Genomic DNA, 14,768 nt, shown 5'->3' on the forward strand with positions numbered 1-14,768 from the left:
ATCTCGTTCGTCGGCCGAGTAGGCGCGCCAGCGCCGTATCGAGACCTCGTCACGGGTCTCGATACGCTGCGCTACTCGACCTGCGGGTGTGCGGAGGGCCTCGATACGCTGCGCTACTCGACGGGCCAATGCGGGCCGTTGCCGGTTCGTGATCTCGGGGATCTTGACGTTATTGAGTTTTGTATACAGAATACTGAGGTAGCAGTTCCCCCGATCCGGCGCTCGACGCCGGCCCTCCTGCAATGACGAAAGAGGTAGCGGAATGGCCCGCGCGAACTCGAAGATGAGACGTCTCCTGGCGATCGGCGCGGCAAGCGCTCTCGCCGTCGGCCTGGCGGCCTGCAGCGGCGGAGGAGGTGCGAAGGACGAGAACACCGTCGTGTGGTCGACCTGGGGCACCGCCGACGAGCTCACGCGCTACAAGGAGTTCAACGAGGCGTTCATGGAGCGTCACCCCGACATCACCGTCAAGCTGCAGCCCGTCGCCGGCTACGGCGACTACCACTCGAAGCTCCTCGCCCAGCTGACGAGCAACACGGCACCCGACGTCTTCTACGTCGGCGACGACATGATGGGGCAGTTCGTCGACTCGGGCCGGCTCATGCCGCTGAAGGAGCTCATGGAGGGAAAGGACAGCGAGACGAAGCCCGACGACTTCTTCCCCGGACTCTTCGGTGCGGCCGAGAAGGACGGTGAGTACTACGGTGCGCCGAACGACTCCAATCCCGACGTGCTCTGGTACGACAAGCAGGCCCTCGAGGCGGCGGGCATCACCGATGACCCGGCCACCCTCGCCGAGAACGGCGAGTGGACGACCGAGAAGTACCTCGAGATGAACGCGAAGCTCAAGGATGCGGGCCTCACCGGCTCGATGTTCTGGAACTACTGGGCCACGCACTGGAGCTGGCTGTCGTCGCAGGGGCTGCCCGCGCCGTACGACGAGTCGGGCGCCTTCGTCGCGAACGCCGACCCGGCGAGCGTCGCCGCGATCGAGGAACTCGGCGAGCAGTTCCAGGACGGCACCTTCGTCGTCGCCGACACGCTGCCCGACGGGGCCGGCGCCGACAGCATCTTCGTGACCCACAAGGCCGGGTTCTTCGTGCAGGGCCGATACACGATCGGCACCGTCGAAGCGACCGGTGAGCAGGACAGTTACGACATCGTGCGCTGGCCGACGCCCGACGGGGAGGCCGCGCCGACCGGCGTCGCCGTCTCGTTCCTCGCGATCAACGGCAAGACGGCCGCGAGCGATGCCGCGTTCACCTTCTGGACCGAGTTCCTCTCGGCCGAGGGCCAGACCTTCCGGCTCGAGGGCGGCGGCAACGCGGTGCCCTCGATCAAGGGCGCCGACGACGTCGTGCTCGACGGCGACTACCCGGCACACGCCCAGACCTTCCTCGACATGCGCGACGTGGGCTTCACGAACTACGCCGCCGAGGCGCGGGTGCCGGGGCTCTCGACCGACATCAGCGAACTCTTCCTGGAGCTCTACGAGGACAAGACCGACGCGCAGGGCACCCTCGATGCCGTCGCAGATCTCGTCGCGGAGAAGTCGGGCGAGTAGAGTGACCGACCTCGCAACCGGTGAGCGGATGCCGCAGGCCCAGCCTGCGGCATCCGCCGCGTCCCCGCGCACGCCGCGCAAAGAGTCCGCATGGCGGCGGCGCGACCGCCTCTGGGGCTACGTCTTCGTCGGGCCGCAGCTGTTCGGCATGCTGCTCTTCGTCGTGCTGCCCTTCGCGGCGAGCCTCGTGCTCGCCTTCGCCAGCTGGGACGGCCTCGGCGAGCTCACCTGGGTGGGACTCGAGAACTTCAGCGCCCAGCTCCAGGACGAACTGCTCGGCCGCTCCATCCTGAACACCCTGCTGATCGCCCTCATCACGGTGCCGATCGGTCTCGGTCTCGCCGTCGTCATCGCGGTAGCACTCGAGCGGCTGAAGACCCGGACCCTGTACCTGCTGCTCTTCTTCGCCCCGGTGATGACCTCGACGGTCGCGGTCGCGATGATCTGGCAGCAGATGTTCCGCGCCGACGGCGTGATGTCGACGACGATCTCGAAGGTGTTCGGCGTCGCCCCGCCCGACTGGCTGCAGGATCCGAAGCTCGCACTGCTCGCGGTCTGCATCGTCGCGATCTGGGCCTCGCTCGGCCTCAACGTCGTGATCTTCCTCGCGGGCCTGCAGAACATCTCTCCGTCGGTCATCGAGGCCGCTCGCATCGACGGCGCCGGTGCCTGGCGACTGTTCACGCAGATCCGCCTGCCGCTGCTCTCGCCGATCGTGTTCTTCTCCTCGGTCGTGGCGTTCATCTCCTCGCTGCAGACCTTCGACATCGTCTACGTTCTGGTCTCCAACGGCGGGCCCGACAACGCGACCCGAACGATCGTGTACCACATCTACGATCTCGGCTTCGGCCGCTTCGAATTCGGCCCGTCGAGTGCGGCGAGCGTGATCCTGCTGATCCTGACGCTCGTGATCACGGCGATCCAGTTCGGCGCCCAGAAGAAGTTCGTGCACTACGAGGATGACGCGGCATGAGTCTCACGAACCCCAGCCTGATCGACGGCGTGCAGACGCCGCCCACCGACTCGACGATCGCGATCGCGGCGCCCGGCTACGACTACCGGCCGAATGCCCAGCGCACCGGTCGCGGAAAGCGGCGTCTCAGCGCGACCCTCCTTCATGCGCTGATCATCGTGGGCGGCATCGCGATGGTGTTCCCGTTCATCTGGATGCTGCTGACCTCGTTCAAGTCGCTGCCCCAGCTGCTCCAGGATCCGCTCGCGTTCATCCCCGACCCGTGGACCTTCGACAACTACTCCGAGGCCTGGAACGCGGTGCCCTTCGGGCAGGCGTACCTCAACAGCATCTACATCGCGGTGCTCGTCGTCGTCGGCACGCTCATCACCGCCTCCATGGCGGGGTACGCGTTCGCTCGCATCCCGTTCAAGGGCAGCAAGGTGCTGTTCATCGTGTTCCTCGCGACGCAGATGATCCCCGCGCAGGTCACACTCATCCCGTTCTACCTGCTGATGACGCAGCTCGGCTGGGTCGATTCGCACCTCGCGCTCATCGTTCCGGGGCTGCTCGCGAACCCCTTCGCCGTGTTCCTCATGCGGCAGTTCGTGCTGTCGCTGCCGAAGGAGCTCGAAGAGGCGGCGATCGTCGACGGTGCCGGCCGGTGGCGCATCTTCTGGAGCGTCATCCTGCCGAACCTGAAGCCCGGGCTCGCGGCACTCAGCATCATCGTGTCGCTCGGCGTGTGGAACGCGTTCCTGTTCCCGCTCGTGCTGCTGAACACCCCCGACCTGTTCACGGTGCCGCTCCTGCTCTCGAGTTTCCAGGGGCAGTTCGGCTCGGTGAACTACGGGCTCGTCATGGCCGCCTCGGCGATCTCGACGATCCCGATGCTCATCGTGTTCGTCATCGGCCAGCGACGCATCCTGAACAGCATGGCTGCCTCGGGGCTGGGCGGACGATGAGCGTGACGGATGCCTCGGAGCTGGCCGGCCTCGCCGGCCGCCACCTCGATCTCGTGCAGGCTCCGTTCACGCTGCCGCGCTCCCGCGTGCTCGTGTTCCGCGCCGATCGGGCGGAGCTCGCCGAGCAGATCGGCGCCGAGGAGGCCGTCGCTGCTGCGCCCGCGACCGCGCTTCGCGTGCACACCTCGGAGTACGAGCGATGGCTCGACGACTGCCACGTCATCGACGAACTCGTCGTGCGCGGCGCCGACGGCGAAGCGCTGCCCGTCACGCGCGTGCTGCCGCACGTCATCGAGTTCGGCGGGGGAGCGGCGACGCTCACGTTCGCCGGGCCGGCAGCGCTCGGCATCGCCGGCGGCGGGGTGAGCGTCGAGTGGACGGTGCCGGATGGCGCGCGCACCCGTGTGGAGCTCACCGCCGAGACGCCGGCAGTGCGGTTGCACGTCGGAGCCGACCGCTCGGTGCGGCACGAGGCATCCGCTGCTCCGGTCGCCGAACTCGCGGCGACCGAGCGGCTGTGGCTCGACTGGTTCGCGAAGTGTCCGATCGTGCGCGGCGACCTGCAGCAGATGGCTGCCTTCTGCTGGTGGGTGCTCGGTGCGAACATCGTCGAGCTGCCGTCGATCGGCGATGCTCGCGGGGTCGTGCCGTCGAAGATCGGCTACGTCGGCGTCTGGCAGTGGGACGCGTACTTCATCGCGGTGGGCCTGCGCCACGGCGACCCGGAACTCGCCCGCGAGCAGCTCGAGATCGCCTTCCGGTTCGCCGGCGACGACGGGCAGCTGCCCGACGTCGTGCACGAGGAGGGCGTGCTCGCGTCGAGCGAGGACCTGCCCGCCGCCGACCGCGACCGCCTGCGTCGTGCGGGTTCGCAGATCGCCGATCCGAACGCCCCGGTGCCGCTCACCAAGCCGCCGCTCGCGGCGTGGGCACTCGCGAAGGTGCTCGAGGTCGAGGATGCGCCGGAATGGGCCCGCGCACAGCTCGCGACGATCCGTCGCTCGCAGGACTGGTGGTTCGCCGGCAGCGACCTCGACGGCGACGGGATGCCCGAGTACGGTCACCCCTACTCCTCGGGCCTCGACGACAGCCCCATCTTCGACGGTCCGCTGCCGACGACCGCCCCCGACCTCGGCGCCTACCTCGTGCTCCAGGACCTGGAGCTTGCACGTCTCGCCGAGCGCTATGGCGCGGATGCCGCGGGCGACCCTCGCGCGCACCGGGATCGTGCCGCTCGCACCCTCGAACTGCTCCTCGGCATGTGGCATCCGGAATCCGGCCGGTTCCTCGCCCGAGCTGCGGGCGAGACGGTCGGCAGCGACGCGATCGTGGGCTTCATGCCGCTCCTGACCGGAGAACTGCCGCAGCCGATGGTCGACGCACTCATCGCTGCGCTCGCCGACCCCGCCCGATACGGCCTGCCGTGGACGGTGCCGACCGTCTCCGCCGCCGATCCCGACTACTCCGCCGAGCGGATGTGGCGCGGACCGGTGTGGGTGAACACCAACACGCTCATCATCGAGGGGCTGCGGGCCTCGGGGCATCCGGAACTCGCACGCGATCTCGCCGAGCGCACGGTCGCGCTCGTGGTGAACGCAGGCGGCCCGCACGAGTACTTCAACCCGGCCACGGGGCGGAAGGCGCGCACTGCGACGACCGCGTTCGGCTGGTCGGCGGCGCTCTTCATCGAGCTCGCGGTGGGTCTCTCGACTCCGCCGGTCGAGCCACCGCCGGCCGCCCTCCTGCCGGTCGAGCCCTCGCCGGTCGAGTAGCGAAGCGTATCGAGACCTCGCGATTGGTCTCGACACGCTCCTTCGTCGCTTCCCGACGCGACGTAGACCGGGGCCAGTGCACCTACCTGCTGTATTCAATATTCAGATCAGACAAGGAAGTCCAGATGAACACGACCCGAACCCTGCTCGCCTCCGCTGCGACCCTCGCGGGAGCCGCGCTCCTCGCCGGCTGCGCCATGGGCGGCGGCCAGACCGCAGGCCCCGTTGTGCTCGACCCCGACGCGAAGCTCGCGGGCGAGATCACCGTGTGGTCGTGGGATGTCGCCGCGACCGCGCTCGACCGGCTCGGCGCCGAGTTCGAGGCCGAGCACCCCGGCACGACCGTGAACGTGGTGGACGTCGGGTACGACAACGCGTACGACAAGCTCTCGGTCGGGCTGCAGGCCGGCAGCGGCCTGCCCGACGTCGTGACGATCGAGACCGACCGCGCCCCCGGCTACATCAACGAGTTCCCGACCGGGCTCGTCGACCTGGAGCCGGTGCTCGGCGAGGCGGAGGCCGACTTCGACCCGTTCAAGTGGGCCGCGCAGTCCGATGCCGACGGCGCGCTCAAGGTCGCGCCGTGGGACTCGGGCACCGTCGGCCTGTTCTATCGCACCGACTACTTCGAGGAGGCGGGCATCGACCCGGCCTCGATCGCGACCTGGGACGACCTCGTCGCGGCCGGCGAGCAGATCAAGGCCGAGAGCGGCCACACCCTCCTCTCTCTCGACGTCGCGACCGGCGGTGGGTTCCAGATGCTCCTGCAGCAGCAGGGGCAAGGGCTCTTCGACGAGAACGGCGACATCACCGTCAACTCGCCCGAAGCCGTCGAGGCGCTCACCCTGCTGCAGACGCTCAACGAGAAGGGCCTGCTGAAGAACGTCAAGGGCTGGGACGGCCGCGTCACGAGCGCCAAGGACGGCGACTCGGCGGTCACGCCCGAGGCGGTCTGGTGGATCGGCACGCTGCTCGGCGATGCCCCCGAACTCAGCGGCAGCTACGGCGTGACCGAGCTGCCGGCCTTCGAGGAGGGCGGCGTCCGCACGTCCAACAGCGGCGGCTCGGGTCTCGCCGTGCCGGCGCAGGCGAAGAACCCGCAGCTCGCGGCCGCGTTCGTCGACTTCGCGCTCGCCGACGCCGAGAACCAGGCGTCGATGATGGAGCACGAGGGCCTCTTCCCGTCGTACCTGCCGGCGCTGCAGGGCGAGTACTTCGCCGAGCCGCAGGAGTACTTCGGTGGTCAGCCCGTGTACCAGCTCTTCGCCGAGCAGACCGCGAACATCCCCGCGATCACCTTCACGACCGACAACGCCGAGGCGAGCGACATCGTCGCGAACGCCGTCGTCGCCGCCGTGCTGAACGGCGCCGACCCGCAGCAGGCGCTCGACGACGCCGCACAGCAGATCGCGACGGCGACCGACCGCGAGATCGCGGAGTAGCACCATGACCGCTCCGACGCTCGCCACCGGCGAGCGCGGGCGTGGCGCGAACGAGGGGCGAGGCATCCGAGGCACCGAATCGGATGCCGCGCCCCGCCGTTCCCGGACGCTGGGGCGCAGACTCCAGCGTCCGGGGGCGTGGTTCGCGCTGCCCGCGGCCGCCCTGCTCGCGATCTTCTTCGCCTACCCGCTCGTCACCTCGCTCTGGCAGAGCTTCTTCGCCACCTCGGGCGGAGTCTCGAGCTGGGTGGGCCTCGAGCAGTACGCGCGGCTCTTCTCCGACCCGCTCATCGCGAAGAGCCTCTTCAACGCCGGCCTCATCCTGATTGTGCAGGTGCCCCTCATGATCGGGCTCGCCGTCGGGCTCGCGTACCTGCTGAACCAGTCGTGGCTCAGGTTCCGCTCGGGATTCCGTCTGCTGACGTTCCTGCCGGCCGTGACGACGCTCGTGGCCTACGCCGTCGTGTTCCGCGTGATGCTCGCGACCGGCGGGGGAGCGGTGAACCAGATGCTCGGCATCGTCGGCGTCGCACCCGTCGACTGGCTCAACAACGAGTGGTGGGCGCGGGTCGCGCTCGTCGCGGCGATCACGTGGCGATGGACCGGCTACAACATGGTGATCATCCTCGCCGGCCTGCAGGCCATTCCCGCGGAGCTGTACGAGGCCGCCCGCATCGACGGCGCCGGTCGCTGGCAGATCTTCACGAAGATCGTGATTCCGCAGTTGCGGCCCGTGCTCATCTTCACCACTGTGACCTCGACGATCGGCGCGCTGCAGCTGTTCGACGAGAACTGGATCCTCACCGAGGGCGGCCCGAACGACGCCACGCTCACCCCCGTGCTCTACCTCTACAAGGTCGGGTTCCGCCAGTTCGACTTCGGCTACGCCTCCGCGATCGCGTGGATGCTCGTCGTCATCACCGCGATCATCGCGCTCGTGCAGTTCCGCATCATGAGGGAGAAGCCGTGACCGCGACCTCGGCACTGACGTCCGTCAACCCCGAAGCGAAGGGTGCGCGTGAGCCGCGCCAGGCCGGGTTCCGCCCGGCGTTCGCCCGCGGCATCCTGCGGCTGCCCGTCTACCTGCTGCTCGCGGTCGCGAGCGTCTTCTCGGTGCTGCCGTTCCTCTGGATGGTGATCGCCTCGACGCATTCGACCTCCGAGCTCTTCGGCACGCCGCTCCCCGTGCTGCCGGGCGGCCAGCTGTGGGAGAACCTCGCGCGACTGCAGGAATCGGTGAACTTCAGCCAGGTCATGCTGAACAGCCTCGGCATCGCCGTCGTCTACACGGCGTTCTCGTCGGTCGTGAGCGTCATGGCCGGCTACGGGCTCGCCACGTACCGGTTCCGGGGGCGCGGCGTGCTGCTCGGCATCGTGCTCGTGACGATGATGATCCCGATGCAGGTGCTGCTCGTGCCCCTGTTCCAGATGATGGCGAGCGCCGGATGGATCGACAGCTACCAGGCCGTCATCCTGCCCTTCCTCGCGAACGCCTTCGGCATCTTCCTCATGCGCCAGGCGTTCCTCGACTTCCCCATGACGCTCATCGAGGCGGCGCGCATCGACGGGGCCGGCGAGCTGCGCACCTTCTACCGCATCGTGCTGCCTGTGGCGCGGCCCCAGCTCGCCGCCCTTGTGATCTACACGTTCATCAGCCAGTGGAACTCGTTCATCTGGCCCCTGCTGATGCTGAACACCGAGGACCGGTACACGGTCCCCGTTGCGCTCAACACCATGATCGGCATGTCGCGCGTCGACTACTCGGGGCTCATGCTCGGCTCGCTGCTCGCGACACTGCCGCTCATGGTGCTGTTCCTGGTGTTCCAGAAGCAGTTCGTGTCGGGCCTGATGGGCGGAGCCGTGAAGGGCTGAGCCGGGTCCCGCTGCGGTCAGGCGGAGAAGTAGGCGCTCGAGGCGTTGTCCAGGATGCGCTGCATGCCGTGCATCCAGTTCGCCTTGAGCGCCTCCACGGCGCCGGGCACGTCGCCGACTTCGAGACGTGCGGCGATCGCGGCGTGCTCGGCGGCGACGCGCTCGACCATGACGTCATTCGGCACGAGCAGCGACTCATAGCGATGGAAGGCGCCGCGCACGCTCGCGATGACGTCGAGCAGGCGCACGTTCGGGCAGGCGGAGAGCATGATGCCGTGCCACTCGTCGTCCTTCGTGACCACGAGCGAGTGCTCGACGACCTCCTGATCGAATTCGGCGGCCAGCGTGGCGAGCCGCCCGCCGATCTCGCGCAGCCGATCGACGGGGCTGAGCTCCAGCGCCAGTCCTTCGAGGGTGGCCATCACGGGGGCGAGGTCTTCGAACTCGCTCGCGCTCAGAGGCACGAACCGGAAGCCCTTGCCGTTCTCGCTCGTGATCTGCCCCTCGCTCTCGAGGGCGATGAGTGCTTCGCGAAGCGGTGTGCGGCTGACGCCGAGCTCGCCGGCAAGCTGCACCTCGTTGATGCCTTCGCCGGGCTGCACCGCGCCCGATCGCATGCGCGCGAGCAGTTCCTCGCGCACTTGCGATCGCAGGTTCTTGCGTTCGATCGCCATGTCTTCGCCTTCCGGGCCGCTCACGGCCACTGGGGCCATCCGCGGCCAGCCTAGGCGTTGGCGAGGGCTTGACCGGTTCCGGCATTCCGCTTACGGTGTCTGTATACAGAATACATTCTGCATTGCAGGGTGTACACCCCGAGAAACCAAGGAGCAGGTGTGGCCGTCGACGTCCCCCGCAGCATCCGACTCGATGCGCTCGCCTACGGCGGCGACTACAACCCCGACCAGTGGCCCGAAGAGGTCTGGCACGAAGACGCCCGACTCATGCGCGAGGCCGGCGTCAACATCGTGAGCCTCCCGGTCTTCTCGTGGCCGCAGCTCGAGACCGCCCCCGGCGTCTACGACTGGGCCTGGCTCGACCGAGTGATCGAGATCCTCTGGGAGGCCGGCATCCGCATCGACCTCGCGACGGCGACGGCGACCCCGCCGTCGTGGCTCGTTCGCAGCCACCCCGAGATGCTGCCGAGCGATGAGAGCGGTCAGCGCCTCGAGTTCGGCTCGCGACAGGCCTACTGCCCGAGCTCGCCCGTCTGGCGCGAACACGTCGGGCGCATGACGCGGGCGATGGCCGAACGCTACGGCGAGCACCCCGCGCTCGCCCTCTGGCACGTCTCGAACGAGTACGGCGACCACGTCTCGCGGTGCTGGTGCCCCGAGTCATCCGCTCACTTCCGCCGCTGGCTCGAGCAGCGCTACGGCACGCTCGACGGGCTGAACGAGGCCTGGGGCGTGAACGTCTGGGGCCAGCGGTATACCGAGTGGGCGCACATCGAGGCACCGCGGCGCTCGACCGGCCCGGTGAATCCCACGCAGCTGCTCGACTTCGAGCGGTTCTCGTCCGACGCGCTGCTCGAGCTCTTCCAGATCGAGGTCGAGATCCTCCGGGAGGTCACGCCCGAGATCGGCGTGACGACGAACTTCATGAGCATCCTGCGCGACTTGAACTACTGGGACTTCGCGGCGCTCGAAGACCTCGTCACCGACGACGCGTATCCCGACCCGGCGGATCCGCTGGCACACGTGCCCGCGGCGCTGAACTACGGCTACATGCGCTCGCTCAAGGGCGGGCAGCCGTGGCTGTTGCTCGAGCAGGCCCCGAGCGGCGTGAGCTGGCGCGATGTCAACGTGCCGAAGGCGCCCGGCCAGATGCGCATCGGCAGCCTGCAGGCGATCGCGCACGGCTCCGACGGTGCCATGTGCTTCCAATGGCGTCAGGCGAAGTACGGGCAGGAGAAGTTCCACTCCGCGATGCTCGGTCACCGCGGCGAGGCCTCCCGCACCTTCCAGGAGGCGAAGGCCTTCGGTGCCGAGCTCAAGCGCCTCGAACCCGTGCGCGGCAGCCGCGTGCGCTCCCGCGTCGCGCTCGTCATCGACCACGACTCGTGGTGGGGCTCCTCGGCCGCCGAGTCGTTGCCGTCGCAGCGCCTCGAGTGGCTCGCGCAGGCACGCGCCTGGAATGCCGCCCTCTTCGCGCTCGGTCACCCCGTCGACGCCGTGCAGGCCACCTCCGATCTCGCCGGGTATGACGTGGTCGTCGTGCCGAACCTCTATGTAGCGGATGCCGCGCAGGCGGCTGTGCTCGAAGCGTTCGTGGAGCGCGGCGGACAGCTCGTGGTCGGTCCGTTCTCGGGCGTCGTCGACGCGACCGAGAAGGTGCACGACGGCGGTGCTCCCGGCCCGCTCCGGGGTCTCCTCGGCGTCGAGGTCGACGAGCAGTGGCCGGTGGCCGACGGGCGAGCGGAGCGCGTCGCCTTCGCCGATGGCGGCGCGGAGTTCGACGGACGCACAGCGTTCGACGCGCCTATCTGGGGCGAGTGGCTCGAAGTGCTCCCCGGCACCGAAGTGCTCGCGGGCTACGCGAGTGGCGAGCTCGACGGCCGGCCGGCGATCACTCGGCGTTCGTGGTCTCGAGACGCTCCTTCGTCGCTCCTCGACCGACGAGAGGCCGGCGGGGCCTGGTACGTCAGCTGCGTGCTCGAGCCGACCGGCCTCGTCGAGCTCTTCCGCTCCGTGCTCCGCGCCGCCGGCCTGCCGGCGCGCGACCGCACCCACGCCGACCTCGAAGCCGTCACCCGCAGCAACGAGACCACCGACTACACCTTCGTGCTGAACCACGGTCGCGACGAACTCGTCGTCGACGTGCCCGAAGGCGCCCGCGACCTGCTCGGCGACCCCGAGTCCCCGCTCGGCGCCACCCTCACCCTGCCGCGCTTCGGCGCCGCCGTGCTCGCGACCCCGCGGGCCGGTGCCGCGCCGTTCATCACCCTGTCCGACCTCGACGACTGAAGGCTCCCATGACCCAACCCTTCACCCACCCGTACCTGCCGAGCACCGCACCCGACGTCAAGCAGGCCATGCTCGACGCCACCGGTGCGGCATCCGTCGCAGAGTTCTACGCCGACGTGCCCGACGAGCTGCGCCTCAGCCGGCCCCTCGATCTGCCCACGCCGTTCCCGGCCGAGCAGGACCTCGCGCGGCACGTGTGCGGCATCCTCGCGAAGAACCGTTCGACCGAGGACCGCCTGAGCTTCCTCGGACACGGCACCTACCAGCACTACGTGCCGGCGGTCGTCGACGAGGTCATCAACCGGAGCGAGTTCCTGACTGCCTACGCCGGCGAGCCCTACGAGGACCACGGCCGGTTTCAGGCGCTGTTCCAGTACCAGTCGCTCATGGCCGAGCTGCTCGCGATGGACGTCGTGAACGTGCCCACCTACGACGGCTACCAGGCGACCGCGACCGGCCTCGCGATGGCCGGCCGCATCACGGGCCGCAGGCGGGTGCTCGTCGCGAGCGACGTGCTGCCGGCGAAGTTCTCGAAGGTGGCCGACTTCGTGCGGGTCCATCTCGACCTCGAGCGGGTTCCCACGGTCGACGGCACCGCGGATGCCGCTGCCATCGCCGCCCGCCTCGGTGACGACGTCGCAGCGGTCTGGTTCGAGACGCCGAGCGCGACGGGTGCCGTCGAGACGGCGTTGCGCGCGATCTCCGACCTCGCCCACGAGGCGGGTGCGATCGTCGTCGTCGGCACCGACCCCATCGGCTACGGCGTGCTCACCCCGCCCGCCGAGCAGGGCGCCGACATCGTCACCGGTGACATCCAGTCGCTCGGCCTGCACCAGTGGTACGGCGGCGCGCACGGCGGATTCATCGCCGTCGCCGACGACCCGACCTTCATCATGGAGATGCCGTCGCGCCTCTTCGGCCTCGCCACCACCGACGTGCCCGGCGAGGTGGGCTTCGGCGACGTCGCCTACGAGCGCACATCCTTCGCCCAGCGCGAGGAGGGCAAGGAGTGGGTCGGCACGGCCGCCGCGCTGTGGGGCATCGCCGCCGGCGTCTACCTCGCGCTCATGGGTCCGCAGGGCATGGCCGACCTCGGCGAGCTGCTGCTCGCCCGCACCCGCTACGCGCAGCAGCGGCTCGCCACGATCTCCGGGGTCGTGCTCGGCGACGGCGCGCTGCACCTGCGTGAGTTCACGGTGAACGTCGCCCGCGCGGGCCTCACCGCCGAGGGCGTCGTCGAGGCGCTGCGTCGCGAGGGCATCGAGCCCGGCGTCGTCGTCGGCGAGCACACGCTGCTCGTCTGCGTCACCGAACTCACGAGCCAGGCCGACATCGATCGGCTCGCGGCATCCCTCGCCGGTCTCGCGACCGCAGCGGATGCCTCGACCACCCCCGCCACGACCGCCACGATCCTCGAGGAGCAGAACGCGTTGGTGTCAGACGCTGTCCTTCCTCTCGCCCCCGAACTCACTCAGGAGCAGAACGCGTTGGTGTCAGACGCTGTCCTTCCTCTCGCCCCCGAACTCACTCAGGAGCAGAACGCGTTGGTGTCAGACGCTGTCCTTCCTCTCGCCCCCGAACTCACTCAGGAGCAGAACGCATGAGCCTTCCTCTCGCGCCCAAGCCGGCCATCCGCCGGTTCCACCAGGCCAGCTGGGACGAGCCGGTCATCTTCGAGCTCTCGACACCGGGCGAGCGCGGCGTGTTCGTCACGCCGATCGAACAGGGCGTGCGCGACGCGGTCGGCGACGTCGTGGCTGCACTACCCGCCGGCCTCCGCCGTGCGGCGCCGCCCGCGCTGCCCGAACTCGGCCAGATGCGCGTGCTGAAGCACTACCTGCGCCTCTCGCAGGAGAACCTCGGCGCCGACCTGAACGTCGACATCGGCCAGGGCACGTGCACCATGAAGTACTCGCCGAAGATCAACGACCAGCTCATCGGCACTCCGAAGCTCACGGCGATGCACCCGCTGCAGGACCCGGCCGACGCGCAGGGCGTGCTCGAGATCGTCTGGAGCCTCGAGCGCATGCTCGCCGAGATCTCCGGCATGAGCGAGGTCTCGCTGCACACCCAGGGCGGCTCGGCCGCGATCTGGGCCAACATCGCCATGATCCGCGCCTACCACGAGGCGAACGGCGAGGGGGAGCAGCGTCGCGAGGTGATCACGACGATCTTCAGCCACCCGTCGAACGCGGCCGCCGCGAAGGCCGCGGGCTACGAGGTCATCACGATCTTCCCCGACGCGGAGGGGTACCCCGACCTCGCCGCCCTCAAGGCGGCGCTCTCGCCGCGCACGGCGGCGATCATGGTCACCAACCCTGAAGACACCGGCATCTACAACCCGGCGATCAAGCAGTGGGTGGATGCCGCGCACGAGGTCGGCGCGCTCGCCGCGTACGACCAGGCGAACGCGAACGGGATCCTCGGCATCACCCGCGCCCGCGACGCCGGTTTCGACGTGTGCCACTTCAACCTGCACAAGACGTTCTCGACGCCGCACGCCTGCGGCGGCCCGGGCGCCGGTGCGAACGCGGTCAGCGCCGCGCTCGCGCCCTTCCTGCCCGGCCCTCGGGTCGTGCGCGAGGTCGCCGCCGACGGCGCCGTGAGCTTCGACCTGCACGACGCAGACGCACGATCGATCGGCTCGGTCGCGCCGTTCCACGGCGTGATCCCGAACATCGTGCGCGCCTACTCGTGGATCATGGCGCTCGGCGCCGAGGGCCTGCTCGCCGCCGCCGAGATCGCGGTGCTGAACAACAACTACCTGCTCGCGAAGGTGCTCGAGATCCCCGGCGCCTCCGCGCCGTACGCGGCGGGCCGTCGCCGCATCGAGCAGGTGAGGTACTCGTGGCAGGAGCTCTTCGAGGACACGGGCATCTCGTCGGAGGAGATCGGAATCCGCATGACGGACTTCGGCATGCACTACTGGACGAGCCACCACCCGTACGTCGTGCCGCAGCCCTTCACCCTCGAGCCGACGGAGTCGTACTCGAAGGCCGAGATCGACGAGTACGTGGCGGTGCTCGCCGAGGTGGCACGGGAGGCGCGCGAGACCCCCGAGGTCGTGCGCACCGCACCGCACAACCAGACGGTGCACCACACGCACCACGACGACCTCGACGACCCCGAGCGCTGGGCCATCACGTGGCGGGCGTACCAGCGCAAGTACTTCGGCGCCGGGGCCGCAGGTCGAGGAGCGGTGCGTCTCGAGACCCGCGACGCGGAGACCGCGGCCTGA

The 14,768-nt window shown here is 69.2% G+C and carries 11 protein-coding genes; 10 read left to right on the plus strand and 1 reads right to left on the minus strand.

Translation table 11 applies throughout. The features are described from left to right. The first annotated feature begins 283 nt into the window (after window positions 1-283). From VPH61_RS07545 to VPH61_RS07575, 7 genes are all read left to right on the plus strand, one after another. Window positions 284-1,564 carry an ABC transporter substrate-binding protein gene (locus VPH61_RS07545; RefSeq protein WP_332062884.1) on the plus strand — a complete coding sequence of 427 codons (1,281 nt, stop codon included), beginning with the start codon at window positions 284-286 and terminating at the stop codon, window positions 1,562-1,564. A 1-nt stretch (window position 1,565) separates the two neighbouring features. Then, window positions 1,566-2,537: a carbohydrate ABC transporter permease gene (locus VPH61_RS07550; RefSeq protein WP_332062885.1), complete on the plus strand. Its 972-nt coding sequence runs from the start codon at window positions 1,566-1,568 to the stop codon at window positions 2,535-2,537. After that, complete coding sequence (locus VPH61_RS07555) at window positions 2,534-3,481, plus strand: carbohydrate ABC transporter permease (protein WP_332062886.1); 948 nt, start codon at window positions 2,534-2,536, stop codon at window positions 3,479-3,481. Before VPH61_RS07550 ends, VPH61_RS07555 begins: the two co-directional genes overlap by 4 nt. Window positions 3,482-3,483: 2 nt before the next feature. Beyond that, window positions 3,484-5,253 (plus strand): amylo-alpha-1,6-glucosidase, encoded by a 1,770-nt coding sequence (locus tag VPH61_RS07560; RefSeq protein ID WP_332062887.1) that lies wholly within the window; start codon window positions 3,484-3,486, stop codon window positions 5,251-5,253. Window positions 5,254-5,378: 125 nt separating this feature from the next. Further along, on the plus strand, window positions 5,379-6,695 hold the full coding sequence (locus VPH61_RS07565) for an ABC transporter substrate-binding protein (protein ID WP_332062888.1): 1,317 nt from the start codon (window positions 5,379-5,381) through the stop codon (window positions 6,693-6,695). Window positions 6,696-6,699: 4 nt separating this feature from the next. Continuing rightward, on the plus strand, window positions 6,700-7,665 hold the full coding sequence (locus VPH61_RS07570) for a carbohydrate ABC transporter permease (protein WP_332062889.1): 966 nt from the start codon (window positions 6,700-6,702) through the stop codon (window positions 7,663-7,665). After that, the gene (locus tag VPH61_RS07575; protein WP_332062890.1) at window positions 7,662-8,567 is read left to right on the plus strand and encodes a carbohydrate ABC transporter permease; all 906 of its coding nucleotides are present in this window, start codon (window positions 7,662-7,664) and stop codon (window positions 8,565-8,567) included. Before VPH61_RS07570 ends, VPH61_RS07575 begins: the two co-directional genes overlap by 4 nt. A gap of 17 nt (window positions 8,568-8,584) precedes the next feature. Here VPH61_RS07575 and VPH61_RS07580 read toward each other — a convergent pair whose 3' ends face one another. Next, a complete protein-coding gene (locus VPH61_RS07580) occupies window positions 8,585-9,241 on the minus strand; it encodes a GntR family transcriptional regulator (RefSeq protein ID WP_332062891.1) in 657 nt (218 codons plus the stop codon). 159 nt (window positions 9,242-9,400) lie between these two features. Between VPH61_RS07580 and VPH61_RS07585 the strand changes: the two genes are divergently transcribed. Genes VPH61_RS07585 through gcvPB form a run of 3 tightly spaced genes read left to right on the plus strand, consistent with a single transcriptional unit; the run spans window position 9,401 to window position 14,768 of the window. Continuing rightward, window positions 9,401-11,530, plus strand: coding sequence for a beta-galactosidase (locus tag VPH61_RS07585; RefSeq protein ID WP_332062892.1), 2,130 nt, complete (start codon window positions 9,401-9,403; stop codon window positions 11,528-11,530). A gap of 8 nt (window positions 11,531-11,538) precedes the next feature. Further along, window positions 11,539-13,134: an aminomethyl-transferring glycine dehydrogenase subunit GcvPA gene (gcvPA, locus tag VPH61_RS07590; RefSeq protein WP_332062893.1), complete on the plus strand. Its 1,596-nt coding sequence runs from the start codon at window positions 11,539-11,541 to the stop codon at window positions 13,132-13,134. Further along, entirely contained in the window at window positions 13,131-14,768 is a 1,638-nt protein-coding gene (gene gcvPB, locus VPH61_RS07595) for an aminomethyl-transferring glycine dehydrogenase subunit GcvPB (RefSeq protein ID WP_332062894.1), read from the plus strand. The genes gcvPA and gcvPB overlap by 4 nt, the downstream gene beginning before the upstream one ends.

Source organism: Agromyces sp. CCNWLW203 (assembly GCF_036576125.1).
Lineage (GTDB): Bacteria > Actinomycetota > Actinomycetes > Actinomycetales > Microbacteriaceae > Agromyces.